Annotated in this window: 26 protein-coding genes, 1 tRNA gene and 2 pseudogenes; 11 read left to right on the top strand and 18 right to left on the bottom strand. The window is 53.5% G+C overall.

Features of this window, described 5'->3' with window-relative positions; genetic code table 11:
• Positions 1-34: 34 nt before the first annotated feature.
• Together ET464_RS12900 and ET464_RS12895 are read left to right on the top strand one after the other, a co-directional pair.
• Positions 35-763 (top strand): response regulator transcription factor, encoded by a 729-nt coding sequence (locus tag ET464_RS12900; RefSeq protein ID WP_129441492.1) that lies wholly within the window; start codon positions 35-37, stop codon positions 761-763.
• A gap of 254 nt (positions 764-1,017) precedes the next feature.
• The gene (locus ET464_RS12895) at positions 1,018-1,794 is read left to right on the top strand and encodes an EAL domain-containing protein (RefSeq protein WP_165279996.1); all 777 of its coding nucleotides are present in this window, start codon (positions 1,018-1,020) and stop codon (positions 1,792-1,794) included.
• 75 nt (positions 1,795-1,869) lie between these two features.
• Here ET464_RS12895 and ET464_RS12890 read toward each other — a convergent pair whose 3' ends face one another.
• Together ET464_RS12890 and ET464_RS20890 are read right to left on the bottom strand one after the other, a co-directional pair.
• Complete coding sequence (locus tag ET464_RS12890) at positions 1,870-3,102, bottom strand: aminopeptidase (protein WP_129441487.1); 1,233 nt, start codon at positions 3,100-3,102, stop codon at positions 1,870-1,872.
• Between the two features lie 43 nt (positions 3,103-3,145).
• Positions 3,146-3,412, bottom strand: a pseudogene (locus tag ET464_RS20890) (JAB domain-containing protein); the annotation flags it as partial.
• Positions 3,413-3,968: 556 nt separating this feature from the next.
• Here ET464_RS20890 and ET464_RS12880 point away from each other — a divergent pair.
• Positions 3,969-5,075, top strand: a complete 1,107-nt coding sequence (locus tag ET464_RS12880) for a M24 family metallopeptidase (RefSeq protein ID WP_129441485.1) — start codon at positions 3,969-3,971, stop codon at positions 5,073-5,075.
• Between the two features lie 112 nt (positions 5,076-5,187).
• Entirely contained in the window at positions 5,188-5,472 is a 285-nt protein-coding gene (locus tag ET464_RS12875) for a hypothetical protein (RefSeq protein WP_129441483.1), read from the top strand.
• A 111-nt stretch (positions 5,473-5,583) separates the two neighbouring features.
• Here the strand turns inward: ET464_RS12875 and ET464_RS12870 are convergent, their stop codons facing one another.
• The 6 genes from ET464_RS12870 to ET464_RS12845 all read right to left on the bottom strand — a co-directional run bounded on the left by ET464_RS12870 (position 5,584) and on the right by ET464_RS12845 (position 10,657).
• Positions 5,584-6,507, bottom strand: coding sequence for a proline dehydrogenase family protein (locus tag ET464_RS12870; RefSeq protein ID WP_425271730.1), 924 nt, complete (start codon positions 6,505-6,507; stop codon positions 5,584-5,586).
• A 114-nt stretch (positions 6,508-6,621) separates the two neighbouring features.
• The gene (locus ET464_RS12865; RefSeq protein WP_129441481.1) at positions 6,622-8,037 is read right to left on the bottom strand and encodes an aspartate ammonia-lyase; all 1,416 of its coding nucleotides are present in this window, start codon (positions 8,035-8,037) and stop codon (positions 6,622-6,624) included.
• A gap of 149 nt (positions 8,038-8,186) precedes the next feature.
• The gene (locus ET464_RS12860; protein WP_129441479.1) at positions 8,187-8,405 is read right to left on the bottom strand and encodes a hypothetical protein; all 219 of its coding nucleotides are present in this window, start codon (positions 8,403-8,405) and stop codon (positions 8,187-8,189) included.
• Positions 8,406-8,742: 337 nt separating this feature from the next.
• Positions 8,743-9,039 carry a hypothetical protein gene (locus tag ET464_RS12855; RefSeq protein WP_165279995.1) on the bottom strand — a complete coding sequence of 99 codons (297 nt, stop codon included), beginning with the start codon at positions 9,037-9,039 and terminating at the stop codon, positions 8,743-8,745.
• A gap of 83 nt (positions 9,040-9,122) precedes the next feature.
• The gene (locus ET464_RS12850; RefSeq protein WP_129441475.1) at positions 9,123-9,356 is read right to left on the bottom strand and encodes a hypothetical protein; all 234 of its coding nucleotides are present in this window, start codon (positions 9,354-9,356) and stop codon (positions 9,123-9,125) included.
• Positions 9,357-9,421: 65 nt separating this feature from the next.
• The gene (locus tag ET464_RS12845) at positions 9,422-10,657 is read right to left on the bottom strand and encodes an MFS transporter (protein ID WP_129441473.1); all 1,236 of its coding nucleotides are present in this window, start codon (positions 10,655-10,657) and stop codon (positions 9,422-9,424) included.
• 132 nt (positions 10,658-10,789) lie between these two features.
• Between ET464_RS12845 and ET464_RS12840 the strand changes: the two genes are divergently transcribed.
• Positions 10,790-11,587, top strand: a complete 798-nt coding sequence (locus tag ET464_RS12840; protein WP_165279994.1) for an AraC family transcriptional regulator — start codon at positions 10,790-10,792, stop codon at positions 11,585-11,587.
• Between the two features lie 154 nt (positions 11,588-11,741).
• Here the strand turns inward: ET464_RS12840 and ET464_RS12835 are convergent.
• From ET464_RS12835 to mscL, 3 genes are all read right to left on the bottom strand, one after another.
• A tRNA-Thr gene (locus ET464_RS12835) sits at positions 11,742-11,813 on the bottom strand.
• A gap of 723 nt (positions 11,814-12,536) precedes the next feature.
• Positions 12,537-13,184: an NUDIX hydrolase gene (locus ET464_RS12830; protein WP_129441469.1), complete on the bottom strand. Its 648-nt coding sequence runs from the start codon at positions 13,182-13,184 to the stop codon at positions 12,537-12,539.
• Complete coding sequence (gene mscL / locus ET464_RS12825) at positions 13,177-13,668, bottom strand: large conductance mechanosensitive channel protein MscL (protein WP_129441467.1); 492 nt, start codon at positions 13,666-13,668, stop codon at positions 13,177-13,179. The genes ET464_RS12830 and mscL overlap by 8 nt, the downstream gene beginning before the upstream one ends.
• 322 nt (positions 13,669-13,990) lie before the next feature.
• Between mscL and ET464_RS12820 the strand changes: the two genes are divergently transcribed.
• Positions 13,991-15,043 (top strand): FUSC family protein, encoded by a 1,053-nt coding sequence (locus ET464_RS12820; protein ID WP_129441465.1) that lies wholly within the window; start codon positions 13,991-13,993, stop codon positions 15,041-15,043.
• A gap of 111 nt (positions 15,044-15,154) precedes the next feature.
• On the opposite strand, the gene ET464_RS12815 is transcribed toward ET464_RS12820, so the two are convergent.
• The 6 genes and pseudogenes from ET464_RS12815 to ET464_RS20880 form a co-directional block, all read right to left on the bottom strand.
• On the bottom strand, positions 15,155-15,460 hold the full coding sequence (locus tag ET464_RS12815; RefSeq protein ID WP_129441463.1) for a transposase: 306 nt from the start codon (positions 15,458-15,460) through the stop codon (positions 15,155-15,157).
• A gap of 22 nt (positions 15,461-15,482) precedes the next feature.
• Positions 15,483-15,626: a hypothetical protein gene (locus ET464_RS19845; protein ID WP_165279993.1), complete on the bottom strand. Its 144-nt coding sequence runs from the start codon at positions 15,624-15,626 to the stop codon at positions 15,483-15,485.
• An 85-nt stretch (positions 15,627-15,711) separates the two neighbouring features.
• Entirely contained in the window at positions 15,712-16,320 is a 609-nt protein-coding gene (locus ET464_RS12810; RefSeq protein WP_129441461.1) for a TVP38/TMEM64 family protein, read from the bottom strand.
• Positions 16,321-16,360: 40 nt separating this feature from the next.
• The gene (locus tag ET464_RS12805; protein ID WP_244226529.1) at positions 16,361-17,524 is read right to left on the bottom strand and encodes an MFS transporter; all 1,164 of its coding nucleotides are present in this window, start codon (positions 17,522-17,524) and stop codon (positions 16,361-16,363) included.
• A gap of 124 nt (positions 17,525-17,648) precedes the next feature.
• A complete protein-coding gene (locus ET464_RS20885; protein WP_425271729.1) occupies positions 17,649-17,933 on the bottom strand; it encodes a hypothetical protein in 285 nt (94 codons plus the stop codon).
• Between the two features lie 389 nt (positions 17,934-18,322).
• Positions 18,323-18,829 (bottom strand): annotated as a pseudogene (locus ET464_RS20880) (MGDG synthase family glycosyltransferase); the annotation flags it as partial.
• 156 nt (positions 18,830-18,985) lie between these two features.
• Here ET464_RS20880 and ET464_RS12795 point away from each other — a divergent pair.
• A complete protein-coding gene (locus ET464_RS12795; protein ID WP_129441457.1) occupies positions 18,986-19,963 on the top strand; it encodes an aldo/keto reductase in 978 nt (325 codons plus the stop codon).
• 447 nt (positions 19,964-20,410) lie between these two features.
• Here the strand turns inward: ET464_RS12795 and ilvA are convergent, their stop codons facing one another.
• Entirely contained in the window at positions 20,411-21,694 is a 1,284-nt protein-coding gene (gene ilvA / locus ET464_RS12790) for a threonine ammonia-lyase IlvA (protein ID WP_129441455.1), read from the bottom strand.
• Between the two features lie 154 nt (positions 21,695-21,848).
• Here ilvA and ET464_RS12785 point away from each other — a divergent pair, with 154 nt between their 5' ends.
• From ET464_RS12785 to ET464_RS12770, 4 genes are all read left to right on the top strand, one after another.
• Positions 21,849-22,403 carry a hypothetical protein gene (locus ET464_RS12785; RefSeq protein WP_129441453.1) on the top strand — a complete coding sequence of 185 codons (555 nt, stop codon included), beginning with the start codon at positions 21,849-21,851 and terminating at the stop codon, positions 22,401-22,403.
• Between the two features lie 258 nt (positions 22,404-22,661).
• Complete coding sequence (locus ET464_RS12780; protein ID WP_129441451.1) at positions 22,662-23,513, top strand: hypothetical protein; 852 nt, start codon at positions 22,662-22,664, stop codon at positions 23,511-23,513.
• A 173-nt stretch (positions 23,514-23,686) separates the two neighbouring features.
• Positions 23,687-24,538 carry an AraC family transcriptional regulator gene (locus ET464_RS12775; RefSeq protein ID WP_129441449.1) on the top strand — a complete coding sequence of 284 codons (852 nt, stop codon included), beginning with the start codon at positions 23,687-23,689 and terminating at the stop codon, positions 24,536-24,538.
• Positions 24,539-24,724: 186 nt separating this feature from the next.
• Entirely contained in the window at positions 24,725-25,396 is a 672-nt protein-coding gene (locus ET464_RS12770; RefSeq protein ID WP_129441447.1) for an SOS response-associated peptidase, read from the top strand.
• Positions 25,397-25,413 lie beyond the last annotated feature (17 nt).

Below are 25,413 nucleotides of genomic sequence, written 5' to 3'. Positions count from 1 at the left end.
ACAAATTCTTCAATTCTGACAAAAGGTGACCGATATGTATAAAATTTTAGTTATTGAAGATGATGTCATGATGAGTGATATGCTGTCCATGTATTTGTCAGAGGAAGGCTATTCGGTCAGCCAAGCTGTGCGCGCAGATGAAGGCCTGCGTCTATTAATAGATTGGATGCCTGATATCGTCCTTCTTGATCTTGTGCTTCCCGACCGTGACGGCATTGAAGTGTGCGAGCTTATCCGCGAGCGTTCCAATGTGCCGATCATGATTGTTTCGATGAAGACGGAAGTATCGGAAAGAGTTCATGCCTTAAAGGCAGGGGCTGACGACTATATGTGTAAGCCGTTCAGCATGCATGAATTGTCTGCAAGAGTTGAAGCGCTTCTTCGCAGATCCCATTCCCTAACCAAAGCGGACCATGAAGTCCACAGCGAACAGGGACCAGCCGATAATGATGATCCCGTCCAGCTGGATTTGGAAAGACGGCTGCTTGTTGTACGGGGACAACTAATAGAGACAACATTTTCGGAATATGAATTGATGAAATTATTTTTGGCTTATCCGGGAAAAGTGTTCAGCAGGGAAGAGCTTATTAACGCCATTCGCGGGTTTGATTCCTTTGTGACGGATCGGGCCATCGACGTTCACATTGTAAATTTGCGCAAAAAAATTGAGCAAAACCCAAAAGAGCCCCGGCTGATCCGGACCGTATGGGGATTCGGCTACAAGTATACGGTAGACAAGCCTGCAGGTGCGGAGCCGCAATAATTCATTTCTTTCATAAGCGAATTCATAATTGAAACCATCCTTTTGGATGGTTTTTTTGTATCTTTTAGCCGAAGACAAATCCGGTTTCTCGTCTTAAAGGCCTGCATTCTAACAGAACTCTAAAGTTTACTTCTGATTTTTCTAATACCTGTATGCCATGATAAGAGTAAGTTAGAGCTGCGGAAAACCGAAAGCGAGGTAAAAGGATGAATCCCCAAACCGTCCTGCCTGATTGCGAGGAAGGGCTGTACTATATGGATACACTGGATGTTTCTTTGAAAAAAGCATTAGCAGGAAACGGAGAACTTAGTTTAATTTATGGGCCGGTTTACGGCATCGAAAGTCAGAAGCTGGACAGCTTCCATGTGAAGCTGCTGTGGAATCACCCGGAGCTCGGCGACATTACTTGCGATCAGCTGATGGCGATAGCCGAGAGGAACGGCATGACGCAAATGCTCGGCCAGTGGATGCTTCATAAAACATGTGAACGACTGGAACAATGGCAGCTGTACAGCGGCAGAGCAATGAAGGCGTCTCTCAAAATATGCCTGTCCCAGCTGGAGGATAAACGTTTTTGCGAAGGGGTGCTGTACGCGCTGCAGCAGTTCCATTTAGATCCCGGCTGTCTGGCGTTTGAACTGGAACTTGGGCTTCAGGATAAAGTAACGGACCATCTGCTGTTCGCGCTCACTTATCTGCGGGCGAGAGGCGTACGTATTCATCTGGCCGAAACGGGAACAAACGGGCATTCGGATGCGTTATGGCGCATGATCCCTGCAACGGGAGTGAAGTTGTCCCCGTCCTTAATCGGAGCGATTCATCAAAAAAGCAGAGACCGCTTGGCCGTCTCGTCGATGATTGAAGAAGCGCACCGGCTTGGCTTGCGCGTAACGGCTGAAGGCGTCATCTGCCGGGAACATTTTGACATTTTGCAGGAGCTTGGCTGTGATTGCGCAGAAGGGATGCTGTTCGGCAAACCGGATAATCCCGAAGAACTGGATATCGAATTGCTGCCCTCTATCCGTCATTAAAAAAAGGAAGCCCCGTTGCGGGGCTTCCTTTTTTTGCGATGGATCGGCAAGCGTGCATTTCCATTACCTGTGGAACTAAATCGCCCAGTTGCCGTTCAGGAAGACCGGCTCTTCCTTGCCGTCCGCCGTAATGCCGTAAATGTTCAGCTCGGCGGAGCCAACCATAAAGTCGGTATGCGCCATGCTGGAGTTGAGGCCGGCAGCAGCAAGCTGCTCGGGCGTCATATTCGCTCCGCCCTGCACACAGGAAGAATAAGCGCTGCCCACTGCCAGATGGCAGGAAGCATTTTCGTCGAACAGCGTTTTGTAGAACAAAATGTTCGAATCGGAAATCGGGGAACGGTGCGGCACAAGCGCAACCTCGCCCAAATAATGCGAACCTTCGTCCATCTCAACCAGGCTGCGCAGTTTGTCTTCGCCTTGCTCTGCCGTTACGTTCACGACGCGCCCGTTCTCGAACGTAAAGGTGAAGTTGTCGATGATGTTGCCGCTGTAGCTGAGCGGCTTCGTGCTGGACACTGTGCCGCTTACGCCGGTGCGAAGCGGCGCGGAGTATACTTCCTCCGTCGGCAGGTTAGGCACAAACCAGATGCCTTTTTCATTTTTTTTGCTGCCGCCCAGCCACACATGGTTTTTGGGCATTTCAATTGTCAGATCCGTACCCGGACCAACGTAATGCAGCTTGCGGTATTGCTTTTCGTTTAAGTAAGCGGCTTTGGCGTGCAGTTTCTCAATATGTGCGTTCCAGGCTGCAATCGGATCGTCGAGGTCTGCGCGGACCATATGGAAAATCGCGTCCCACAGCTTCGCAACCGCCTCATCCTCCGACACGCCCGGGAATACTTTGGCGGCCCATGCTTTGGATGGCGTTGTCGCCAGGTTCCAGCTGATTTTGAACGAGCGGGTCATTTCGCGGTATTCGGCCATTGCGCCGCGGGATGCTTTGTCCGCATTGACGATGCGGTCGGTTGGCACGCCCCGCAGCAGGTCCGGATCCTGCGACATAATGGAGATCGAAGCGGCGCCGTTTTTGGCCAACTCGGTTTTTTCGAGCGCCGACCATTTGGGCTCTTCGTGGAACGATTCATCGGGAGCCAGGTCGTAACGGATACGTGCCGTTTCATCATCGCTCCAATATACTTTGACTTGATAGGCGCCGGCTTCATACGCCTTTTTGACTACAAGGCGGGTTAGCTGTGCCGAATCAAGTGAGGCATTGATCATAACAGTTTGTCCGGGTTGGACGTTGGCGCCGATTTTCACAATCAGCTCCGCATAATTTTCCAATTTTTGTTCAAAAGTTAACATTGTGTATCCCTTCCTTTCCTGAAATGACTGAACGGCAACATAATTATGAAATCCGAGCTGTCATTCTTTTATGTTGAAGTAAGGCGGCGCTTCTGTCAATGTCAGCAGCTGGCGGGGATGATCCAGCAAGTTCGACTCCTAGAAGCGTACCGGCTTCCGTTAATCGCTTAGTTAGCGTTATATCCTCATGAGAAGGTGCCGGGTCTCCGCTACAATGGTTATGGAAGCATACGATTGATGCTGCATTATTTTAAATCGCCTCCTTATACACTTCCCTGGGATGAACTAAAGCAGAATTTAAGGTGCCTATCGATAAACACATGCAAGCCTGCTACAACATTTTTGGTAGTCAGAACCACGATACCGAAGTTTTTCACGGCTTCATACTCCAAATCTAAAACCGTTTATATGATGTTTATTCAGTATCTTATACGGCCTTTGCGCTATGCCTATATAAATAACCTCAGTCATGATTTACAACATGTACACCATCCCGACGCTTTTTGACTAATCTGCGTTCCTGTTTTTCACTTGCAGAATCGTTTGCAATTGGTTGCTTGTCATTTTCGGATGGTTATGCTTTTAGCTGTTAATTTGATAATTTGGAAAGCTCTCGAATATTGTCGCTAGTACTCCAACACGAAACTAAAATATCACCAGTATTAAAAGGGCTATCCTCCACTTCTTTTTTATCTGTCCAGTCATCAGCGATCAGCATTTCTTTAATCTCAGCATATGGATATTCATTCGACAAACCTATTCCGGTCTACTACAATAATATGGACGAACAGGCAGACGATATGCGGATGCTTTATTTTATTTGAACTCTGGTAGTGCCAATATAATTAAGCGAGGTGTCGCAGCAAATGGCCGACATATGGCAGGAGCGCAAGCGTAAGCTGGCGGAATATATGAGAGGGAACGGCATTGACGCCGCTTTTATTTCCTCTCCGATGAATGTTTATTATTTTACGGGTTTTCATACCGAGCCGCATGAGCGCTTTTTGGCGCTGTACATCGAAGCGGGCGGTGAAGAAACGCTGTATGTGCCGCTGCTGGAGCTGACGGCGGCGGAGGAAGCGGGCAAAGTGCAGAGGGCTGTTCCCGTGTCTGACACGGACGATCCGTTTGCGCTGCTGCGCAGCGGCGTTACCGGCAGCATCCAGACGCTTGGTATTGAAAAAAATGCAGTCAGCGTGCTGAAAGGCGAGCAGCTACAGGCGGTATTCGGAGGCGTGCAATTCGCCGATCTGGAAAGCTTTATTTTGTCGCTTCGCATGAACAAAAGCGAAGAAGAAATCAGCAAGGTGCAGTATGCAGTCGACCTGGTTGAGCAGGTCGTTGATTACGCGGCTAAGCATGCGGTTGCAGGCATGACGGAAGCTGAGCTGACAGCGGAAATTGAATTTCAAATGCGGAAGCTGGGCGCAGACCGTCCGGCATTCGAATCCATCGTGCTGACCGGGGCAAGAACGGCGCTGCCGCATGGCAGACCAGGCAACTACCCGATCCGGCAGGGCGACTTCGTTTTGATCGATATCGGTGTGCAAGCCGGCGGCTACTGCTCCGATACGACCCGTACATTCGTAATGGGGGAAGGCACGAAGGAGCAAATCAAAATTTACGAGACGGTGCTGGCCGCCAACGAAGCGGCAATCCGCAGGGCGCGTGCAGGCATTCCGCTTGCCGATGTAGACCGGGCCGCTCGCGAGGTTATAGAAGCGGAAGGCTTCGGTCATCTGTTTACGCACCGCGTTGGGCACGGCTTCGGCATGGAGGTCCATGAGCAGCCGTCCGTATCCGGGCACAACCAGTCAATTATCGAGCCGGGCTTGCTATTCACGATCGAGCCGGGCATTTATGATTCGGTAATCGGCGGGGTCCGCATCGAAGACGACATCTACATTCAAAGTGACGGCCAAGCCAGAGTGCTGACCCGTTACCCGAAAACATTAATCCATCTCGGCCGGTAGGCCGAATCGATGGCTCGGGCTCCGACGCGAAGCTTATGAAGGGCAGGAGCGATAGGGGGTAGCGCTAGCGTGGCATTGAGCGACCGCAGGTGAGTACCGTGGCGGTACTAGTGTGGCATTGAGCGGCGCTAGCCCAGCCCCGGGGCCAGTCCTCGCCATACTCAGCGTCAACAAATGCAAAAATGCAGTTGATTTCAGCGGATTTTCGCCAAAATTGAACTTTAAATGCAAAAATGCAGTTGATTCAAGCCAAAATCGCTCAGAAAGCAATTTTTGGATGAATTTAACTGCATTTTTGCATTTGATCTTCTTAAATTACTTTTTCAGTGGAAAATCAAATGCATTTTTACATTTTGCGTATAAATTTTTCGAGTTTGAGGAGCTAACGCCGGAGTGAGTGCACCATGTGCAGCGCAAACATCGAAACTGGCTAAGTTTGCAACGCTAACGCCACTACAGTTACGCCGTTTGCGACGCTACTGTGGCGCACCGGTTGCAATCCGCGCCTCTAGTGGAACATATGCCGCAGGACAAGCATCAGGTTTGCCGGCTTCTCCGCCAGCCGCCGGGTGTAATAGGGATACCACATCGTGCCGTACGGCACATAGCAGCGAATCCGATAGCCTTCCTGCGCCAGCCGTTCCTGGTCGCTCATCCGCAGTCCGTACAGCATTTGAAACTCAAAGGCGTCTTTCGGAATGCGGTTGTCGGCCGCGTATTGCTTTACCCATTCAATAATGGCGTCGTCATGCGAAGCGATGGCCGTGTAATACCCTTTATCCAGATGCATCCGGATCATCGTTTTAAAATTGTCGATTACGCCGGCTTTGGACTGAATGGCATGCTCGGTCGTTTCTTTATACGCCCCTTTTACAAGCCGCAACTTGACGCGCTTCCGGATCATTTCTTCAGCGTCTTTGACGCTCCGGTGCAAATACGCCTGCAATACTGTGCCGGCATTGGTTAATCCGTCCTGATGCAGACGCAGCACAAGATCAATCGTCGCTTGCGTATAAGGGGTATTCTCCATATCCAGCCGCACGAAATTTTTGCTTTCCTTTGCTTTGGCCGCCACAGCCCTGACATTGCGGTAACAAGCCTCCGTATCAAGCGCCATGCCCATTTGCGTAGGCTTCAATGACACGTGGGATTGTACGCCGCGCCGCGCAATGCCGTCCAGCATCCGGATATATTCCTCCCGATAGCCCGCAGCCTCGTCCAGATGGCTGATCCCTTCGCCCAAATGATCCAGTGTAACAAGGATTCCTTTCTCATTTAAAGCGGCGGTCTCATCCAGTGCCTGCTCCAAAGTGTCGCCAGCTATAAATTTGCCGGCCAGCCGTTTGCCGTACTTTTTGGACAATTTCTCTACAATCGCATTTCCGGAGATGGTCAATAGCGCCTTTCGGTAAAGCTCGTTTCCGCTCACCATGCGTGTTGTCTCCTTCCGGGCATTTATCCGCCATGCTCGAATTCTCCTTATAGTATCCATACGTTGCGATTGCGGGAAAAAGAAACCCAAATTGCGCCGGCGGCGCCGGTTACGCTAAGCCCGGTCCTCGTTCAAAAACCGCTCGCCGGCAATGCCAGGCGTAGTCATCTCTTCCGGATGAAGAATGACATCCAGCTCTTCCTGCGTCAGCAGACCGCGCTCCAAAATGATTTCGCGCAGCGTCATGCCGGTTTTGAGCGCATCTTTCACTAATCCGGCTGCAACCTCGTAGCCCAGATGAGGGTTAAGCGCCGTAATCATGCTGAAGCTTTTCTCCAGATTAGCGGTCAGGCGAGTCCGGTTCGCTTCCAGCCCTTCCAAGGCAAACCGGGTAAACACATCGATGCCGTTGTTCATAATTTTCAGCGATTGCAGCAGGTTGAACGCGATAACCGGCCCCATGACGTTCAGCTCCAGCTGGCCGGCTTCGCAGGCAAGGGCGATCGTATGGTCGTTGCCGAGCACCTGGAACGCCACCTGATTGACCACTTCGGCCATAACCGGGTTCACTTTGCCGGGCATAATGGACGAGCCGGGCTGCCTTGGCGGAAGCAGCAGCTCATTCAAGCCCGTAATCGGACCGGAAGCCATCAGCCGGATATCATTGCATATTTTGGACAAGTTAACGGCGCTAATCTTTAACGCCGAAGACAACTCGGTGTAGGCGTCCGTATTTTGGGTAGCATCCACCAGATCGTCGGCCCGTTTCACCTCGATGCCCAGCAGCTCGCGCAGATGAAGGATCACACTGTCAATATATTCGGGTTTGGCATTTAAGCCGGTGCCTACCGCCGTAGCGCCCATATTCAGCCACAGCAAATCGCTGGTCGCCTGCTCCAGCCTGCGGATATCCCGCTCAATGACACGTGAATATGCGCCGAACTGCTGCCCGAGCCGGACCGGAACGGCATCCTGCAGATGGGTGCGGGCCACTTTAATAATGTCATGGAACTGTACCTGTTTTTTGCGCAGCTCCTCTGCCAGCCGGCGTTTCGTTGCAAGCAGCTGCTGTGCAAGCAGGTAGGCTGCGATTTTGAGCGCGCTTGGAATAACGTCATTCGTGGACTGGGACATGTTGACGTGATTGTTGGGGCTTAAGCTGCCGTAATCGCCTTTGCGTTTGCCGAGCAGCTCCAGCGCGCGGTTGGCGATGACCTCGTTCATGTTCATATTAATGGATGTTCCGGCGCCGCCCTGGATGGAATCGACGATGAAATGCGCCGTATGCTGTCCGGCGATAATTTCATCGGCGGCCGCAATAATCGCGGAACCGGCCGGCTCCTTGAGCAGCTTCACGTCCAGGTTGGCCATGGCGGCCGCCTTTTTAATGTAAGCGAGAGCGATATACAGCTCCCGGTGGACGGGCGTACCTGTAATAGGGAAGTTTTCGGCCGCCCGGGCTGATTGGATGCCGTAATAGGCATCATCAGGAATATCTTTTTGCCCCAGTGAATCTCGTTCCGTTCTCATTGCATGCGGATCTCCTTTCGGGATAAAAGCGGGTATAGGATTAGAATAAACGAGTTTGGCTTAATCTAGTGATCAAAAAAATAAAAAAACCGACAGTTTATTCAACTGTCGGCATTAAGCGGGGGACGCAGCGGGTCCCCTGCCTGTATTCAGGATACTTCCAGATATAATTTGGTTCCGTCATTATATTGCAGAATGGCAACGTCCCGCACCATCTCGACCGATTTGATTCTTTTCCACTTCTTGCGGAAATCAAAGTTCATTTCAAGCTCACGCAATTTATCGTTAAAGCGCTCGACAGACATCGACTGGTCGACAGGATAATAAACGGGAATGGAACGTTTTTTGAAGGTTACAATTTTCATCATAGCCCTGCTGCACCTCCGTATTTTTTTCCCATTGTACTGTACACCCTTTAGCCCGTTGTGAAACAGCCGTCAGAATATTATTTGATTTGCTAACAATTTTCTAACCGGCAGGCGCGAGGAACGAAACATGATGAGAATACGAAGTTTATAGCCGTTGGAGCGGAAGACATGGCTGTTCCGTGAAAGCTGGTGTTTATTATGTTTATGGTTCTAAGCCGATAGTATGAATACTATTGCCCCGAGCTTGCACCAATTTGGGCCGCGTGAGCATAAGAAAGCGCCGCAGGCGGGAAAGCCTGCGGCGCTTGGACAACGATATGCTCGATCGTTAAGCGGTCTACAGCATAAGGGTAATGACCAGAAGCTCGTAAAGCACCAGCGGAAGAATCGCGCTGCTGGGCGCGAAGAACGCTCTAGGGTCGCGGACGGCGCATTGCAAATATAAATATCCGCGGTCAACATGTACAACGGTGCCTTCGTACTGATGGCCGTCTATCGTTTTGATGCTGACCTGGCGATGAAGGCAGCTGCCGCAAATGCTGTTCAGCCGATCGCGGATCTGCTTCATATTGGCCGCATGCGAGGGATCCGCCTCATACAAGACAGGACTGTTAGGTCCGGCCGGATTGGACATCAGGTTCACCTCCGGAATTTGTTCCACTACTACAAACGTATGCCGGAGAGAGCCTGGTTATGCGGTTGTGGCGCAGCGCAAGCTTAAAATAACGGGCCGGGCACCGTGCATCCGGGGAACGGATTGATATCCTGTATGGAGCTGAACGGATAATGCTTGGCGGCGAATTGGCTTTGATACATATATTCAATCAGGACGGCCTCTCCGCCGGTCAGGCTGCATAATACGCCGGTAACGCCCTGTCCGTTCGCGAGCGAGACGCCGACAGGCTGGCCGGTTAATGCTAATGCTTTGGTATACCAGAGCGGTTGAATCATAGGTCATTCACCTCCCGCCAGCAGTATATGCGCCGGCAGGCGGATGATCGCCGCAAGTGCTTCTTTTAAGAAGCCGGTAAGGACGAATGGCCATTCATGATGACCGAATCCTTTGGCAGCAGCAAGGCGAGCAGGCCAAGCAGCGGCAGGTAGGAGCAGGCTTCGATGACATGCGCAACGCCATACGAGTCGATCAGATTGCCCATGACAACCGACCCCAGCCCGCCAAGCCCAAACGAGATGCCGAAGAACAAGCCCGAAATCATGCCGACATGCCCCGGCAGCAGCTCTTGAGCGTAGACGATAATAACCGAAAATCCGGACATGAGAATAAGTCCGATCGCCAGGCATAATATAAAAGCCGTCACCGGGCCGGCATAAGGCAGCAGCAGCGAAAACGGCGCCGTTCCGAGAATGGAAAACCAGATCACCTTCTGCCGTCCGAACCGGTCTGCCAGCGGGCCGCCCAGAAACGTGCCGACCATGCCTGCGAACTGAAGGGCAAACAGACACATTTGGGCATCCTTAAGCGGGAGGCCGTACTTATCCATAAAATAAAACGAATAATAACCGCTCATGCTGGCCAAATAAACGAATTTGGAAAACAGCATCAGAATAAGAATCGTTAAGGCGTACGCGATAAACCGCTTGCTGAAGCGGGATTTGGCCGCCGCCGCCGCGGGCAGCTTGGCTGTCGCCGCTTGCGCGCGCGCCGCAAGCTGCCCGCGGTACCAGCGGCTGATCCTCAGCTGCAGCGCAATGCCGATGGCGGCCAGCGGAATAAACCATAAAAAGCCGGTTTGCCCGCGCGGACTGAGCAAATAAGCGACCAGCAGCGGCGCCAGCGCCTGCCCGGCGTTGCCGCCGACCTGGAACACCGACTGCGCGAAACCTTTGCTTTTATCGGCGGCCAGATGGGCTACGCGCGACGATTCGGGGTGGAGCACCGAGGAGCCGACGCCTACGAGCGCAGCAGACAGCAGCAGGCAGGCGAAGGACGGCGCCAGCGCAAATCCAAGCATGCCCAGCAGCGTAAACAGCATGCCGATAGGGAGCAGGCTTGGCAGCGGCCGCCGGTCGGTGTAAGATCCAATTAGCGGCTGCAGGACAGAAGCGGTCAAGTTCAGCGTAAAGGCGATCCAGCCGATCTGGGCGAAGCTTAAATGCAGACTTTCCTGAAACACGGGGAATACAGCCGGTACGACTGACTGCATCAAATCGTTCAGCAGATGGACGGAGCTTGCTACGAGCAGTATGCCGAAGAAGGGGCTTGCGGCAGCTGCGGCCGTCGTTTTTGGCATAGAAACAACATCCTTCCTTTCAAAAAGTTATTCCTATGGTACTTCACGGCAGCTAGAGCAGTCGCTGCGATAGTTGCGTTTTATTTAAACGTTTTAAGCAATAATCACAATGGCAGACGGAGGCTTAACAACATGCAGCTCCAGATGGTGTTTCCGAATCTTGAAGCGCATCATATTTTTTATCAATTTGAAAATACGCCCCATACGCATGAAGGGCAATATCAGGTTACGATTCCGACCCGCGGCACCTGCCATTTTACGCATGAGAACAAACGGATGGATTTGGGCGAAGGAGATATGCTGCTGCTGCAGCCAAGCGACCGGCATTGCTTTCACATCGGCGATGATGCATCGGTGCTTATCATTATTGCGAATGAAAAGGCGTTGTTCGATTCGCCTTCACAAGCCCAAGAAGAGGTTTATGTCCGGAAGCGGATTCGTCCCTCATACGCCAAGTCGCTGTTTCGCGAATGGATGGGCCGGACGGGTGCCGACTCGGGCGAATGGCTGGCGGAGCAGGAAGCGGAAGCGTCGCTGCTGGAGCAGCTGCGGCAGCTTGTCGAAGCCGGAAAAGCAGGAGGCATGGACGGCGGGCCGGACTTGCAGGCGCCTTGGGACCGGCATATCGCAAGGGCGGCGGAATATATCCGCGCGCATTATGCCGAGCCGCTTACGATTGATGAGCTGGCGGCGGTAGCGCTGCAAAGCCGCTATCATTTTATCCGCTCGTTTAAAGCGGCGGTCGGGCTGACGCCTTACCAATACGTGCTGCGCATACGGATGGAGGAAGCGAAGCGGCTGCTGCGGCAGACAGCCGGCACGGCGACCGAAATCAGCTTTCGGCTCGGATTTTCTGCGCCAAGCCAGTTTTACCGGGCATTCGAGAAGCTGGTGGGCGTAACGCCCGAGCAATACCGGAGCGGCATATAGCCGCATGCGGGATCCGGCATGCGGCCGCCGGCGCTCGGCTGCCTGCGGAAGCAAACACAGCCGCCTGCCGGGCAATGGCCTACCGGGCGGCGAGCTTGCAAGCCGATATAACGAAACAAGACCTTTGCATAAGCAAAGGTCTTGTTTACTTCGATGCTGATGAAGGGAATTGAACCCCCGGCCTACGCATTACGAGTGCGTTGCTCTACCCCTGAGCTACATCAGCGTTTGAATGAAATTTTAAGAAGGACATTTAATAATTTACGCTTTTCCCGAATAAAAGTCAAGCCCTTTTTTCGAAAAAGTTGAACGGGCTATCCAAAAGGAGGCTGCTGCCTATGGTACTTGTGCACCTGCCGCCTCATAGGATACAAACAGGTGTGAGATAGAACCTACAACCAACTTACGATGGAGGTGGCCAGGATGCCGCAAATCCCTAACTTTCCGACGTCGCTGCTGGGCGAACACGCCAACTGGCATCATACGTTTCATGTCGAGCCGGGGACTCGGCCGCCGTTAGGATACGGCGAAAGGTTTCTCACTTTCCACCGCAGCTATATCCGCAGAGTGCTGGCCTGGTACGAGCAGATGGGCTATGATATGAGCCTTGTTGAGCCGTGGACGACGGTGCCGGAATCCATTCGCAGATCGTCCTGTTACGATACGGCAGCAGAATGGCGCGTCATTAATGATCCGCGCTCGTTCCGTTCGGTTGACGAGCTGGGTGCTTTCATCGAACAAAGCGGGCTGCATAGCTGTGTTCATCAAGTAGCCGCCAGAATGTCCGGCGAGCTGTATTTTGACGATTTGGACGAAGCGCCGCGCAGCACATTGTTTTACAATTGGCATGGCTTGATTGACCAGTGGTACCGCAACTGGGAGCAGGCAACAGGCATAAGAGATGAAGAGGCGGAAATAGATGAAGCGGCTCCGCAAGGGAACCGCTCCGTCAAGCCAGCAGATAAGAGCGCAAGCCGGTCAAAACGTTTACGTAATAAGAGGAAACCCGCGGCACGAAACGGCCGGCGGAGACGCGTGCCGCTGCGGGGACTAAGGACGGTTGCCCGTTTTCTAGCTGGAGAGCGACTCCCTTTGCGGATACGGAAGCAAGCTTCCCTTCGAAAAGCAAAAGCAGCTCGTCCAGTTCGGCTTCGTAAACCGCGGCCACTTCTTCGGGCTGGAGCTTCAGCGCGGACAAAGGGACATCGCATTCATACCCGAAAACTTCGCTTACTTCGCGGTCGATAAAAGAAACGCCTCCGGCGGAGCCGGTTTTCTCCATCCGCGCTTCGCCCAGCGGCAGCAGCTCTTCGAAGGCGACTGCAACGCCCAGCTCCTCTTCGATTTCCCGGACGGCGTCGCGCGCGGTTTCGCCGGCAGCCAGATGGCCAGCGGCCGTAATATCGTAATAGCCGGGAAAGGTATCTTTCCCGGCATGCCGCTGCTGAAACCGCACATAGATGCGGTTTTTTTCTTTGCGCGCGAGCCAGCAGTGGAAGGAGCGGTGCCAATAGCCCTTGGCGTGGGTTTCCGAGCGGGTGGCCGTGCCAAGCGGATTCATCTGCTCGTCATAAATATCGAATAATTCCTCAGGCATGAGCGGTCCCGGTTTCCCCGGCTTCCAGCTCCGACGTGCAATATTTGCAGCGGGTAGCGAGCACCGGAACATGGGACAAGCAGTAAGGGCATTCCTTTTCCGCTGGAGCTGCTGGAGCCGCCTCTTCGTCGGAGCGGTTCATATTCCGGAGAATATTAATGCCCTTAACAAGCATAAAGACGCAAGCGGCGATGATGAGAAAATTAAGCGCCACGTTAATAAACTGGCCGTAAGCGATAACCGGTTTGCCTGCTTTTGTTGCGGCGTCCAATGAGGAATACTTGTTGTCCGGGTCTTCAAACAGCTTGATGAACAGATCTTTAAAGTTGACGCCGCCCAGCAGCTTGCCGATCGGCGGCATAATGATGTCGTTAACAAGCGAAGTGACAATTTGCCCGAAAGCGCCGCCGATAATGACACCGACAGCCAGGTCGATGACGTTGCCTTTAACGGCGAATTCCCGGAACTCTTTTAAAATTTTCATTCCTATCCTTCCTTTCCTGCTCTATTCTATTATTCTCTTACCCTATCTTACCCTATCTTACCTAAACCTGAGGCAGCCGTCTAACCGAAAATTGTGTATGATGAAGCTGACGGAACAGTCAAAAGCACGCAGACGAACGGATGAAACTTGATCCTGCGCTTTGACGTACTACGACTTACCCGGTTTTTCCATCGACGCTGCGCAGGCAGCTTCCGAAGCGGGCTGGCTTTGGGCGAATTTCCGGGCCCAAGCGGCAATAACAGCGATGGCATTTGGAAAAAACGGGGCACTCTATGGATAGTAAAAATAAAGGAGCACTTGTATGACAATCGGAGCCCGGGTATTAAAGACGGGTATGGCAGTGGCGCTTTCTATTTTTTTAAGCGAATGGTTTAATTTCCCGTCGCCGATCATTACGGCGGTAGCGGCCATTGGCACGATTCAGCCATCCATATACCGCTCCTGGCAGCAAGTATGGGACCAGCTGCAAACGAATGTAATCGGAGCGATACTCGCACTGGCAGCCGTCAGGCTGTTTGGCATTTCGCCGGTATCAGTAGGACTTGTATGTATATTAGTCATTTTGTTAAGCATCCGGCTCAAGATGGAGAGCACCATCAGCGTTACGCTGGTTACGGTCGTCGCTGTCATGGAGGCGAACAGCCAAGGGATCGAGTTTGCGCTGCAGCGTTTTCTGATGGTGCTGACCGGCATCGGGGCCGCCTTTGTCGTTAATGTGGCGGTATTTCCGCCAAGGCCAAGGAGGCAGTTCGCCGAGCAGGCGCGGGCCGCATTCGCCCAGCTTTCGCTGCTGCTCCGCACCGCGATTTCAAACGAAATGAAAGAGCAGGTATACCGCCAGGAAAAAGAAAAGCTGCATCAAACGCTGCGGAAGCTGGAAGACCGGTTCAAGCTGTTTGAAGAGGAGCGCAAGCTGCTGCCGCAGACGAAGCTGAGCCAGGCGAGGCAGCTGCTCGTCTCGAAGCAGACCATTAAAACGCTGCAAAAAGGGACGGATTTGCTGGAAATGGTCGAAGAGCATTATTTTGCGTCCAAAGGGGCCGGGGAGTGGGCGGAACGGTTCGACCGCCGGATCGAGGAGCTGACCAAATACCATGAGCATATTTTGCTGAAATGGGACCGCAAAATGAAGCCCGGCGTGCCCGGCATGTCGGAAGAGGACAGCCTGATTACCGATGTGGCCGGTTATTTCATGGAAGATCCGGAAGCGCACCGGCGGCTCGTATTCGTCGCTTCCTCCATGTTTGAATACGCGTACCATTTGAGACGCCTCGACAAAGTAATCGACTATGCATTAAGCCGTCTGGATGAAACAGGCCATAAAGCAGAGGAGACAGGCGGCCTGTCCGAGTAACGGCGCGGGCCGCCGGTTGAGGCGGGGGGTGATTTGCCCTTTTGCAGTATGAAATAAGCCAGCCGCCTTTGATTATCCGCTGCGGATTTCAAAGGCGACTGGCTTATTGGTTTATTGGTTATCCTGCTGTTCCGTTCCTTTATGGCGGTCATGGCGGCGGGGATGCTGCATATGCGCTTCCGGATCGTCATCGTCGTCTTTCGGCGTCAGCCGCATATCGGTTTTGCCGTCGTGATGGTTGTCGAAATCATATTCGACGAGCTTCCAGCCGGTCGTTCCGAGCATCGGGTCGGCAGGGAATACCTGCCCTCGCTTCAGCTCTTCTTCCCGCCCCCATTCATTCGCGTAGACGCCGTCAACTTCGACAGGTTCGCCTGAAATGGGCTGAATCCGATTGTTATGGTCTCTATCGCTCATGCTGATGTCACCTTCCTAATCGTTATAAACCATGCTTGGGCACAGCTGCCCGGTCCGCGCCGGATTGGAGCTGGCTTGCCCGCTCCTTGCCTGCACCGGTGCGGTCGGCTTTCGACTGCACTTTGCTAGCCGCTTGCTGCAAATGGGAAGGCTGTTTGCCGGACATCTTAAGCATCCTCCTTTCGGCAGATGATCCGTTAGAAGTTTGCCACGAGCGATCAGAAACTATGACTGCCTAATTCATGCAGCTGTCAGCTGCTTACATGATAGCGGGATTCAAGCCGCTTGCCGCCGAACCACATGACGACAACGACCCCGATGGTGACGAAGATCCGCCACGGCTCGTCGCGGAAGCTGCTGATGTCAAAGCTGAGCAGGGAAATGCTTAAAATCATAACGCATTTGCCCAAAATGGTAGCGAGCAGAAACGTTTGCAGCGGGATTTTGCTGAGACCGGCAATGATATTGATAACCGATGATGGCGTGAATGGAAAGCAGGCCAGCAAAAACAGCGGCGTAAAGCCCCGCTGCTCGATCCAATTGAAGAAACGCTCCGAGCGGGGAAACCGTTTCAGCACGCGCCCTTTCACATTTTTGCCGAGTTTGCGGAAGATGAGAAACACAAGGCTTGCTCCAACCGAAACGCCGATCCAAGAGAATAAAAATCCCCAGCCGAGGCCGTAAATATTGGCATTGGCGGCAATAATGACGACTAGCGGGAGAAAGGGCAGAAACGACTCCAGCAGCGGCATTCCGATGCCGGGAAGCGGACCGAACTTCGACAAGTCTTCCAGTGTTTGCTGCAAGTGCTGCAGATCAATGTTTTGAATCATGGACAACCATTCATGAAACTGGCTCATTATACACTCCGTTCTCCTCGTTACAGGTTCTTCCTGACCGTTATTTTAATTTCTGGGGCAAATAATACAGGGCAATAAGCGCAAAGAGCGCCGCGCTTGCCCATACGACAGCGGGCGTACCCGAAGAAGAGCCGATAAGGCCGCCGACCACCGGGCCAACCATGACGCCGATTCCTTCAACCGTGGACAAAATGCCCCAGCCCATCCCTTCCTGCTTCGGCGGCACGTAAGTGCCAAGCAGTGCGTTCCAGGCGGGCAGTACGGCGGAATAGGCAATTCCTAAAGCCATCGCAATGATAAAACAATACCAAATCGGCGGCCTGATTGCCAGCAGCACTAGACAGAGGGCGAGAAAGCTGAACCCGAGCAGCAAAAATATTTTTTTGCGGCCATGCTTGTCCGACAGCTTGCCCATCGGCACAAGCCCTGCTACTGCGCATATGCCGCCGAGTGTGAGCAGGACCGAATACTGCAAGCCGGTAAAGCCAAGCTGGGTTTCCGCAAACTTGGGGAGCACCGGCACAAGCATGCTGGCCCCCATCGTCTGCAGCACCATGCCCGGCAGCAGCAGCTTCATTTTGCGCAGCCGGTTCTGCAGGACAAGCAGCTGCTTGCGGAACGGGATGCGGCGAATGGCCGGCGCCTGCCTGTTTTTCAGAAACAGCGACAGCATCCAGGACAGCAAATACAGCGCAATAAGGAGGGAATAGGTGAAGGAAGAGCTGTAATCCAGCAGCACGTTGCAAATGACCGGCCCCGCGCCAAGCCCGACCAGCCAGATGGAATACCAGTAGCCCATCTGTCCGCCGCGGCTGCTTTGATCGCTTACGCTGGTCAGGCATACAATCCAGATCGGCGATATGCCGATGCCGTAGACGGCGGAAGCCGTAATAAACAGCCACGGCACGGTGGCGAATTGTAGGGCAAACAGGCCGGCGAAAGAGATCAGCAAGCCGGCCTGGACGACCAGGCGGACGGACAGCCGGTCCAGCAAATAGCCGATGGCGATTTTTAAGGCCGTATCCGTTAAATAATGGGCGGTAATTGCTACTCCGATAATATCGAGCGACAGCCCGAGCGTTTTTTCGCCGTAAATCGGCAGGAAGCTGACCAGCACGCCTCCGCGAACAAAATTTTCAAGAAATAAAATGGCAGTAATGAGCAGCATATGAGATCGAATTGATCCTGTTCTTGAAGAGGCCAATGGAAGGGCTCCTTTATTCCAGATTGGTCCGGGATGTCCAGACGGTACGATATTAGCAGTATGGACGAATCTCGAGCCGCAGAAACTTTGGAGCCGAATAATATTGCCGTTTGGCGCAGCTGAGTTACCAAGTAGAGGCGTGGTGGTCCCGGTAGGAGATGCCGTTTAAAATATCATGCGCAATATGTTCCGCCGCGTTAGCCGTCTGCAGCTGAAATACCGTCCAGCGGGCTTGCTCCAGCTTTTGCGGGTCATCCAGCAGCTCTGTAATTTGCCGGACCAGCTCGCCGGCGCTTGCCGTAATGGTTGCCGCGCCTTTGGAGGCCAAATATTCAGCGTTGCCCCGTTCCTGGCCGGGGACGGGACGGTGCGTAAATATCGGCAGGCCGGCGGCAATCGCTTCGGACAATGTAATGCCCCCGGCTTTGTAATGATGCAGGAGGAGAGCGACATGAGCTCATGGATTTGTTCGACATAACCAAAGGCGCGGAAGCGCGCAGCGTCCGGGTGCGAAGCATGGAAGCGCGCTTCCGCCGCTTCGCGCAGCGCCGTGTTGCGCCCGCAGATCATAATCATTTGCAGCTTGCCTGAAGCGGCCAGCAGCTGCTCGCATAGTCGAAGCGCGGACGGCATTACGCCTTGCGCGCCGGCGAGCATAAGAACCGCAGGCAGCTCCGGATTGATGCCGTATTTGCGGTGCAGCAAGGGGGTGACCTCCTGCTGCCGGAAGCCGCTTTTGATCGGGATGCCGGTTGCGGCGATACGCGGTCCGGGAATGCCAAGCCGGATCATTTCTTTTTTGATATCTTCTGCGGCGACATAATAGCGGTCGATATGCGGATGGAGCCACCTGCGGTGGAGGTCGAAGTCGGTTATGACACTGTAGCAGGGGATCGGGCGGAGCGAACGGCTGCGCTTGCCGAGAGAAGGCAGGGCATAGAACGGAAACGTATGAATGACCGCATCCGGCTGCTCCTTTTCCAGAATACGGCGTATTTTCTCGCGTCCAAAAGCGTGCAGCAGCGTGCCGAACATGGAATCGTGCTTCATGGGCCGGGTCATGCCGTACATCCAGCCGTACAGCTTGGGCAGGCGCGTATAGCTTTTTTGATAAAAGATGCGTGTCATTTCGTTCAGCCACGGATGCGACTCCGCCATCAGGTCAAGCATGACAACCTGGCAGCTGCTTTGCCGCTCCAGGGCATCGCGGACCGCGCGTGCGGCTTGCAGATGGCCGTCGCCGTACGAGGCGTACACAATAAGCAGTTTAGGCTGGCCGTTTTTACCGATCAGGTCATGCGGCATGATGCGTGCACCTCCTGCATTAAGTTTAGGAATGATTTATCAACTGAGGATTAACCGTTTGTGTTCTTTTTTTGGATTTTAGTATAATGGGTGTTGGATAAGCGTTCCATTTACGCATGCCAATTGTGAGACTAGGGCGAGAAGGAGAGATGGACAATGGATTATACTTATTTGGGCCAATCCGGCTTGAAGGTGAGCCGGCTTTGCCTGGGGACGATGAACTTTGGCGTCGACACGGATGAGAAGGAATCGTTTCGCATTATGGACGCCGCTTTGGACGCCGGAATTAACTTTTTCGATACGGCCGATATTTACGGCTGGGGCGAAAATTCCGGCCGCACGGAGCAAATTATCGGCCGCTGGTTCAAGCAAGGCAATGGTCGCCGGGAGAAAACAGTGCTGGCTACCAAAGTATATGGCGATACACATGACGCTAATGACGGTCCAAACCGTGAAGGCGGACTTTCTGCCTATAAAATTCGCCGTCATCTCGAAGCATCGCTGAAAAGGCTGCAAACGGATCATATTGAGCTGTACCAAATGCATCACGTGGACCGCAACGTCCAGTGGAGCGAACTGTGGGGCGCTTTCCAAACCGCTGCCGCGCAGGGGAAAATCGGGTATGTCGGCTCCAGCAATTTTGCGGGCTGGGATATCGCCGTTGCGCAAGGCGAAGCCAAAGCAAGAGGATTAATCGGACTGGTGTCCGAGCAGCATAAATACAATTTGATGTGCCGTCTGCCGGAGCTGGAGGTGCTGCCGGCCGCCAAAGCGCTAGGCGTTGGCATTATTCCGTGGAGCCCGCTGAACGGCGGCCTGCTCGCGGGCAATCACCGCCGCGGCGGCGCCGGACGCCGCAGCAATAATGAGAAGGCGCTGGAGGCGCATCGCGCGCAGCTGGATGCATTCGGCGAGCTGTGCGATGAGCTTGGCGCTCCCGAAGATCTGGTATCGCTCGCCTGGCTGCTTGCCAATCCGGCCGTTACGGCGCCGATTATCGGCGTGCGCACGCTGGAGCAGTTCGAGCGTTCGCTGAAGGCGCTGGAAATCAAGCTGGACGAATCGGCGATGAAACGAATCGACGAAATATTCCCGGGACCGGGCGGAGAAGCGCCGCGCGCTTACGCTTGGTAAGTGACCGGGCCCGGCCGGGCCGGTCGGGCACAGGGTGAAGCGCAATGCGCTTGCGCGGGAGCGCAGGAAATAACGGACGGCATTGCCGCCGGTGAAAGCGAAGCGCTACGCGCTTTGCGCGGAAGAAGGCTGTCGAAGCCTTCTGAATGTTGCTTGGAGCCGGGCGCTTTGTGCCAGGCAGCTGCAAAAATGCAGTGAAATGGATCACATTCGGCCTAAATTTATACTTTAAATGCAAAAATGCAGTTCTTTTCGCTCAAAACCCTTCAAATAAGGGATTTTTGCTGAATAGAACTGCATTTTTACATTTGATTCGATCAAAAACTACAATTTCCTTAAAATCAACTGCATATTTGCAGTTGTTGAGTATGTCCACTCCACATGGCGACTCCACGTCGACTCCCAGCCGTTTCAGGCTTCCGGCCAGCTGCCGCCGCTCTTTCTGCTTCAGATCAGCAGATTAAATAAGACAGGGTCTTTATTCAGCTCGTGGAACTGAATGCCCTTTTTGCGCATCCGCTCCAGCAGCGGCTCGTAATCGCCGCGCTGCTTCAGCTCGATGCCAACGAGCGCGGGACCGTTGTCCTTGTTATGTTTTTTTGTATATTCAAACCGCGTAATATCGTCGGTCGGGCCAAGCACATCGTCCAGAAACTCCCTAAGCGCTCCCGCGCGCTGCGGGAAATTGACCATAAAATAATGCTTCAGCCCTTCGTATATAAGCGACCGCTCTTTAATTTCCTGCATCCGGTCAAAATCGTTGTTCCCGCCGCTAATGAGGCAGACGACCGTTTTTCCTTTAATCTGCTCCTTGTACGCATCAAGCGCCGCAATCGGCAAAGCGCCCGCAGGCTCCGCCACAATCGCATTTTCATTGTATAAATTAATGATGGTCGTGCACGCTTTCCCTTCCGGAATAGCCACAACGTCGTCCAGCAGCTCGCGGCAAAGCGCAAACGTTTTGTCGCCGACGCGTTTGACGGCTGCGCCGTCTACGAACTTCTCGATCTGCTCCAGCGTAACGACCTCGTTAGCGCTCAGCGACGCCTTCAAGGAAGCGGCGCCTTCCGGCTCGACCCCGATTACTCGGGTCGCGGGAGATACCGCTTTTATATAAGCGGCTACGCCGGCCGCCAAACCGCCGCCCCCGACCGTGACAAAAACGTAATCCGGCGTCTGCTCGGCCTCCTGCATAATCTCTTGGCCGATCGTGCCGTTGCCGGCAATAATTTTCAAATCGTCAAACGGGTGAATAAAAGCCATGCCGCTGCGTTCGCTTTCGGCTACCGCTTCAGCGTAAGCATCGTCGAACGTATCGCCGGTCAGGACGATTTCCACGTTATCCCCGCCAAAAAAAGCAACCTGGCTCACCTTTTGGCGCGGCGTTGTGCTGGGCATATAAATTTTGCCGAGGATGCCCAGCGTATGGCAGGAATAAGCGACGCCCTGCGCATGATTGCCCGCGCTGGCGCAAATGACGCCTTTCTCCAGCACTTCCGGCTGGAGCGAGCGGATGGAGTGGTACGCTCCGCGTATTTTGAAGGAGCGGACAATTTGCAAATCTTCGCGCTTTACCAGCACGTTGCAGCCATAACGCTCCGACAAGACGCGGTTATGCTGAAGCGGCGTGCGGTTAATGATTTCTTTCAAGTGCATTTGGGCGTGTACAATATCTTCGAGTCCTACCCGAACGGCCGCTTCCGGACGGCCAGCGGATGTGTGTGATTCCATACCGATTCATCTCCCAGGCTTCTTCTATCGCGTAATGCAAACGTGCAATACAGGTTTATGCCATTATAGCACTTTACCGTTTGTTTTTGTGATATAAGGACGGTATCGTTATTACACAGAGAAGCCGACAGCTGGAGCAGAAGGAGGAACCGTAATGAAAAAATGGATGAAGCGGCTTGCCGCTTTATTGCTCGCCTTGATTGTACTGGCAGGAGGGGCGGCTTGGTGGCTGAAAAGCTATATCGCGCCGCGCGAGGTTTTGGACTTATCGTATACGCCTATTGATGTGAAAGGCAAAGTCCGGGACATGATCAAGCATTTAAACCCGGAGATGGTGCTGACGGAAGCGGATATTAACAATCTGGCGAAAGAAAGCCTCGGCAGAGGCGCCTTCCCGAATCGGGATCTCGTGCTGGACGGAGCCAGGTTTGAGCTGGACGGGGACCATCTGACCGCCTATGCAAACGTAACCTACAAAAAGCGAGTGAAGGCGGGGGCTGTGGCGGTATACCGGCTGTCGTGGCAGGAGCCGAATTTGGTAATGGAGCCGGAAACGGTCTCCATCCGCGGCATTCATCTGCCGGCACGGCTTGCCGGCACACGGGTTATACCGGTGGATGTGCCGGGCACGGATCTGGTCAGCGTCAAAAACGTCAAGTTCGACGGCGGCCGGGTCATTATCCGCTTTACGCTCAACAGCCCGTTCTGATCAAGCCCGCCGCCGCTGCGAAGCATCTGCGCGGGCAGCTGGCTTGTATAGCTTACGTGATGCGTCATGATCTGCATGCTGCGTACATATCCTTGATATAGAAGACGAGGATGCGCTTCCCGGCCGGGATTACAACAAGAAAAAAGTCCTATTCTGATCTGAAAAGTTGACAGGCTGGCTAAACCGCTATAATATCAATGGTAGTGATAATCATTATCAATATAGCTCGGATGAGCAAGCAAAGGAGTGAAGGGGACGATGTCAGACGGACCGTTTCACCTTTCATCCAATTCTTTTGAGCCGGGATTCGGCACCGGGAATGAAAGCAAGCCTTGGAATTGGATGCTGTTTCCGTTTTCATCCATAAAAGCGGATGTAGAGAACATATATGCGGCATCGATAGGCCATGGCGTATACGGCATTGATGCCGGAGGCGTATGGTCGAAGCTGGATGCCGGTCTGGACGATCAAACGACAGTTAATAAGCTGCAGCTTTATTCCGGCATACTGACGGCATGTACGAGCAGCGGCTTATACACATACAGCGGCGGCGAATGGTCGCAAGACGGCCTTGCCGTACCGTGTTATCAATATTTGGAGCTGGGCAAAGCCGGTTATGCGGCTACCGAATACGGCTTATGGTGCAGAGTCGGCAGCAAATGGGAGCAAATCGCGATGCCCGACAGGAAGGTATACAATTTCATCAACCTTCCGCAATATATCGTTGCCGGTCATACAAGCGGCATATCCATGTATGACCGTTATATGGATGATTGGGCGCATTTCGAGCTGGGCCGGGCGGTAACCGGCTTGTCCGTCTACCGCGGGCGGATCGTGGCGGCCACGGATCAGGGAGAGCTGCTGGTCGGCGACACGAGAGGGCGCTTCGACCGGATCAGCTTCGGCAAAATGTTTGTGTTTAACGTCTGCACGCTTGGGCGAACCGTATTTGCCTGCACGGACCGCGGCTTGTTCCGCCTTGCGAATATCCGCAATCAGCTCGCGCTCCTGCCTGTTAAGACAGGGCTGCCGGTGACGGACGTCGATATGACAGGCGGCAGCTTATATATGGCTACGCTGTTCCAGGGCGTTCATGCCATGGAGATGTAAGCCTGCTCCCTATCCCTCAATCTCTTGTTTCCGTTTCGCGGCGGGGCAGGAGATTTTTTGTTTATGCTCGGCGTTTTCCGCATGGACAAATCGGGCTGCATGCTGTAAAAATAAAGGTTGATGGCCAGCGAACTGCTGCATAGAGACAACTGCGCATACAGGGAGAGATGAGGTTGCCGGAGGAATTATTACTTACTTTTCGTTCGCCGCCGCTGCCGTTTTTTATTGAATCCAACCGTGTCGAATATTCGCCCGGGCAAGAGCATCCGAACCGCAATCAGCTTGGCGTATTTGACATGCTTTTCGTCAATGAAGGAGCGCTCCATATTGGAGAGAACGGCCGGGAATGGTCGCTTTCGGCGGGAGATATGCTTATTTTGCGGCCGGATGCCTGGCATTACTCGGTCCGCCCATGCGAGGACAAAACCGTATTCGATTGGCTGCATTTTCAGACGATGGGCGAATGGGAAGAGACGGAAGGAAGCCAAAGCGGTACGCTGCGCGGCGACTATTATACGTATGCGATTCGGCTGCCCAAGCGGATGAATCTGGCTTATTTGGACGAAGCGAAGCAGCTGTTCACCAAATTGCATGAAGCGGCGCAAAGCTCGTCGCACGGCGCATTCTGGGACCGCCAGCAAATGTTTTTGCGGCTGATGCAAATGCTGGACGACGGCTGGCGCAATGAAGCGGCGCGATCCGCCGTATCCGTTGCGGAGCGGGCTGCGGCTTATTTGCAAATGAATTATAAGACCCCCGTATCGAATACGATGCTAAGCGAAGCGCTGCAGCTGCATATCAACTACATAACGCGCTGCATGAGCGAGGTGTTTGACTGCACGCCGCAGCAATATTTGCTGTTCTACCGGCTGGATCAGGCGAAGCTGCTGCTCATTAAGACGGAGTGGCCGATCGCGCAAATCGCGGAGGAAACCGGCTTCCGGCAGACGCCGCATTTTTCGCGGCTGTTTGCCGCCCAGACCGGAATGCCGCCGTTAAAGTACCGCAAACGGTTTACGATGTAACAGCTTGCAGAAGCCCGGCTCCGCTTGGCTTTGACAGAACCCCTTTCCGAGGATAATCCGGGAAAGGGGTTGTTTTTTTGGGCATGGGCGCATAGCCGGCCTCCTGTTATGCAAATACTGGATACAGAGCAACACTTTACGCGGCGCAGCTGCGTACAGCTCGGACAGATGGAGGAGGCACAGCCCGTGATTGATAAATATTCGATATCGGCGGAACTGGCGGATATCGTGGACGCTTTTCAAGTGCAAAAAATCGTGTACGGACAAGCAAGCCGCTTTAATGTGTCGCCGACCCAGAACGTGTCCATTATTATGAATGACCGGTTTGGCATTCGGACGATGAATGAGGCGCGCTGGGGGCTGTTCCCGTTTTGGGCAAAAGATTCGGTTAACGCAGATGTGGAAACTTTCCAGCACAAGCCTTATTTTGACCGCATGCTGCGCAAGCAGCGGTGCATCGTGCCTTGCAGCGGGTATTTCGGCTGGAAGAAAGCCGGTCAGGAGAAAGCGCCGCGCGCGATGCATGTTGTGGCGCCGGGACAGCCTTTGTTCGGAGTGCCGGGCTTCTATGATGTGTGGAAAAACAGCAGCGGCCAGGAAGTGCGGGCCTTCACGTTTATTACGGCGCCAACGTCGGGCGCTTTATCCCAGTGGATGCCGCGCATGCCTGTCGTGCTCGATGAAGAAGGGGCAGAGGACTGGCTTAACCCGCGCATTAACGACATCCGCTCGCTGCGCAAACATTTGGAGCCGCTGGAATCACACCAGCTGCGGGCTTACCCGGTAACAAACGCCGTAGGCGAAGAAGGGTACGAGTCTCCCGAGTGCATTCGCGAGATTGTCCCCGATTTTGCCTGATCAGCGCAAATACCCGC

Origin of the sequence: Paenibacillus protaetiae (assembly GCF_004135365.1) — a bacterium.
Lineage (GTDB): Bacteria > Bacillota > Bacilli > Paenibacillales > Paenibacillaceae > Paenibacillus_AP > Paenibacillus_AP protaetiae.
The sequence above is the reverse complement of the archived record's forward strand: the minus strand, read 5'-3'. Positions and strand labels throughout refer to the sequence as shown.

What these genes read in the sequence shown, in the direction of transcription:
- ET464_RS12845 (WP_129441473.1), bottom strand. Translation starts at nt 10,657, where the DNA reads ATGCCAAAAACGACGGCCGCAGCTGCCGCAAGCCCCTTCTTCGGCATA.
- ET464_RS12810 (WP_129441461.1), bottom strand. Translation starts at nt 16,320, where the DNA reads ATGAGCCAGTTTCATGAATGGTTGTCCATGATTCAAAACATTGATCTG.
- ilvA (WP_129441455.1), bottom strand. Translation starts at nt 21,694, where the DNA reads ATGGAATCACACACATCCGCTGGCCGTCCGGAAGCGGCCGTTCGGGTA.
- ET464_RS12815 (WP_129441463.1), bottom strand. Translation starts at nt 15,460, where the DNA reads ATGAGCGATAGAGACCATAACAATCGGATTCAGCCCATTTCAGGCGAA.
- ET464_RS12890 (WP_129441487.1), bottom strand. Translation starts at nt 3,102, where the DNA reads ATGTTAACTTTTGAACAAAAATTGGAAAATTATGCGGAGCTGATTGTG.
- ET464_RS12840 (WP_165279994.1), top strand. Translation starts at nt 10,790, where the DNA reads ATGCAGCTCCAGATGGTGTTTCCGAATCTTGAAGCGCATCATATTTTT.
- ET464_RS12795 (WP_129441457.1), top strand. Translation starts at nt 18,986, where the DNA reads ATGGATTATACTTATTTGGGCCAATCCGGCTTGAAGGTGAGCCGGCTT.
- mscL (WP_129441467.1), bottom strand. Translation starts at nt 13,668, where the DNA reads ATGAAAATTTTAAAAGAGTTCCGGGAATTCGCCGTTAAAGGCAACGTC.
- ET464_RS12820 (WP_129441465.1), top strand. Translation starts at nt 13,991, where the DNA reads ATGACAATCGGAGCCCGGGTATTAAAGACGGGTATGGCAGTGGCGCTT.
- ET464_RS12860 (WP_129441479.1), bottom strand. Translation starts at nt 8,405, where the DNA reads ATGATGAAAATTGTAACCTTCAAAAAACGTTCCATTCCCGTTTATTAT.
- ET464_RS12880 (WP_129441485.1), top strand. Translation starts at nt 3,969, where the DNA reads ATGGCCGACATATGGCAGGAGCGCAAGCGTAAGCTGGCGGAATATATG.
- ET464_RS12895 (WP_165279996.1), top strand. Translation starts at nt 1,018, where the DNA reads ATGGATACACTGGATGTTTCTTTGAAAAAAGCATTAGCAGGAAACGGA.
- ET464_RS12830 (WP_129441469.1), bottom strand. Translation starts at nt 13,184, where the DNA reads ATGCCTGAGGAATTATTCGATATTTATGACGAGCAGATGAATCCGCTT.
- ET464_RS12900 (WP_129441492.1), top strand. Translation starts at nt 35, where the DNA reads ATGTATAAAATTTTAGTTATTGAAGATGATGTCATGATGAGTGATATG.
- ET464_RS12865 (WP_129441481.1), bottom strand. Translation starts at nt 8,037, where the DNA reads ATGAGAACGGAACGAGATTCACTGGGGCAAAAAGATATTCCTGATGAT.
- ET464_RS19845 (WP_165279993.1), bottom strand. Translation starts at nt 15,626, where the DNA reads ATGTCCGGCAAACAGCCTTCCCATTTGCAGCAAGCGGCTAGCAAAGTG.
- ET464_RS12780 (WP_129441451.1), top strand. Translation starts at nt 22,662, where the DNA reads ATGTCAGACGGACCGTTTCACCTTTCATCCAATTCTTTTGAGCCGGGA.
- ET464_RS12855 (WP_165279995.1), bottom strand. Translation starts at nt 9,039, where the DNA reads ATGTCCAATCCGGCCGGACCTAACAGTCCTGTCTTGTATGAGGCGGAT.
- ET464_RS12870 (WP_425271730.1), bottom strand. Translation starts at nt 6,507, where the DNA reads ATGGTGAGCGGAAACGAGCTTTACCGAAAGGCGCTATTGACCATCTCC.
- ET464_RS12785 (WP_129441453.1), top strand. Translation starts at nt 21,849, where the DNA reads ATGAAAAAATGGATGAAGCGGCTTGCCGCTTTATTGCTCGCCTTGATT.
- ET464_RS12850 (WP_129441475.1), bottom strand. Translation starts at nt 9,356, where the DNA reads ATGATTCAACCGCTCTGGTATACCAAAGCATTAGCATTAACCGGCCAG.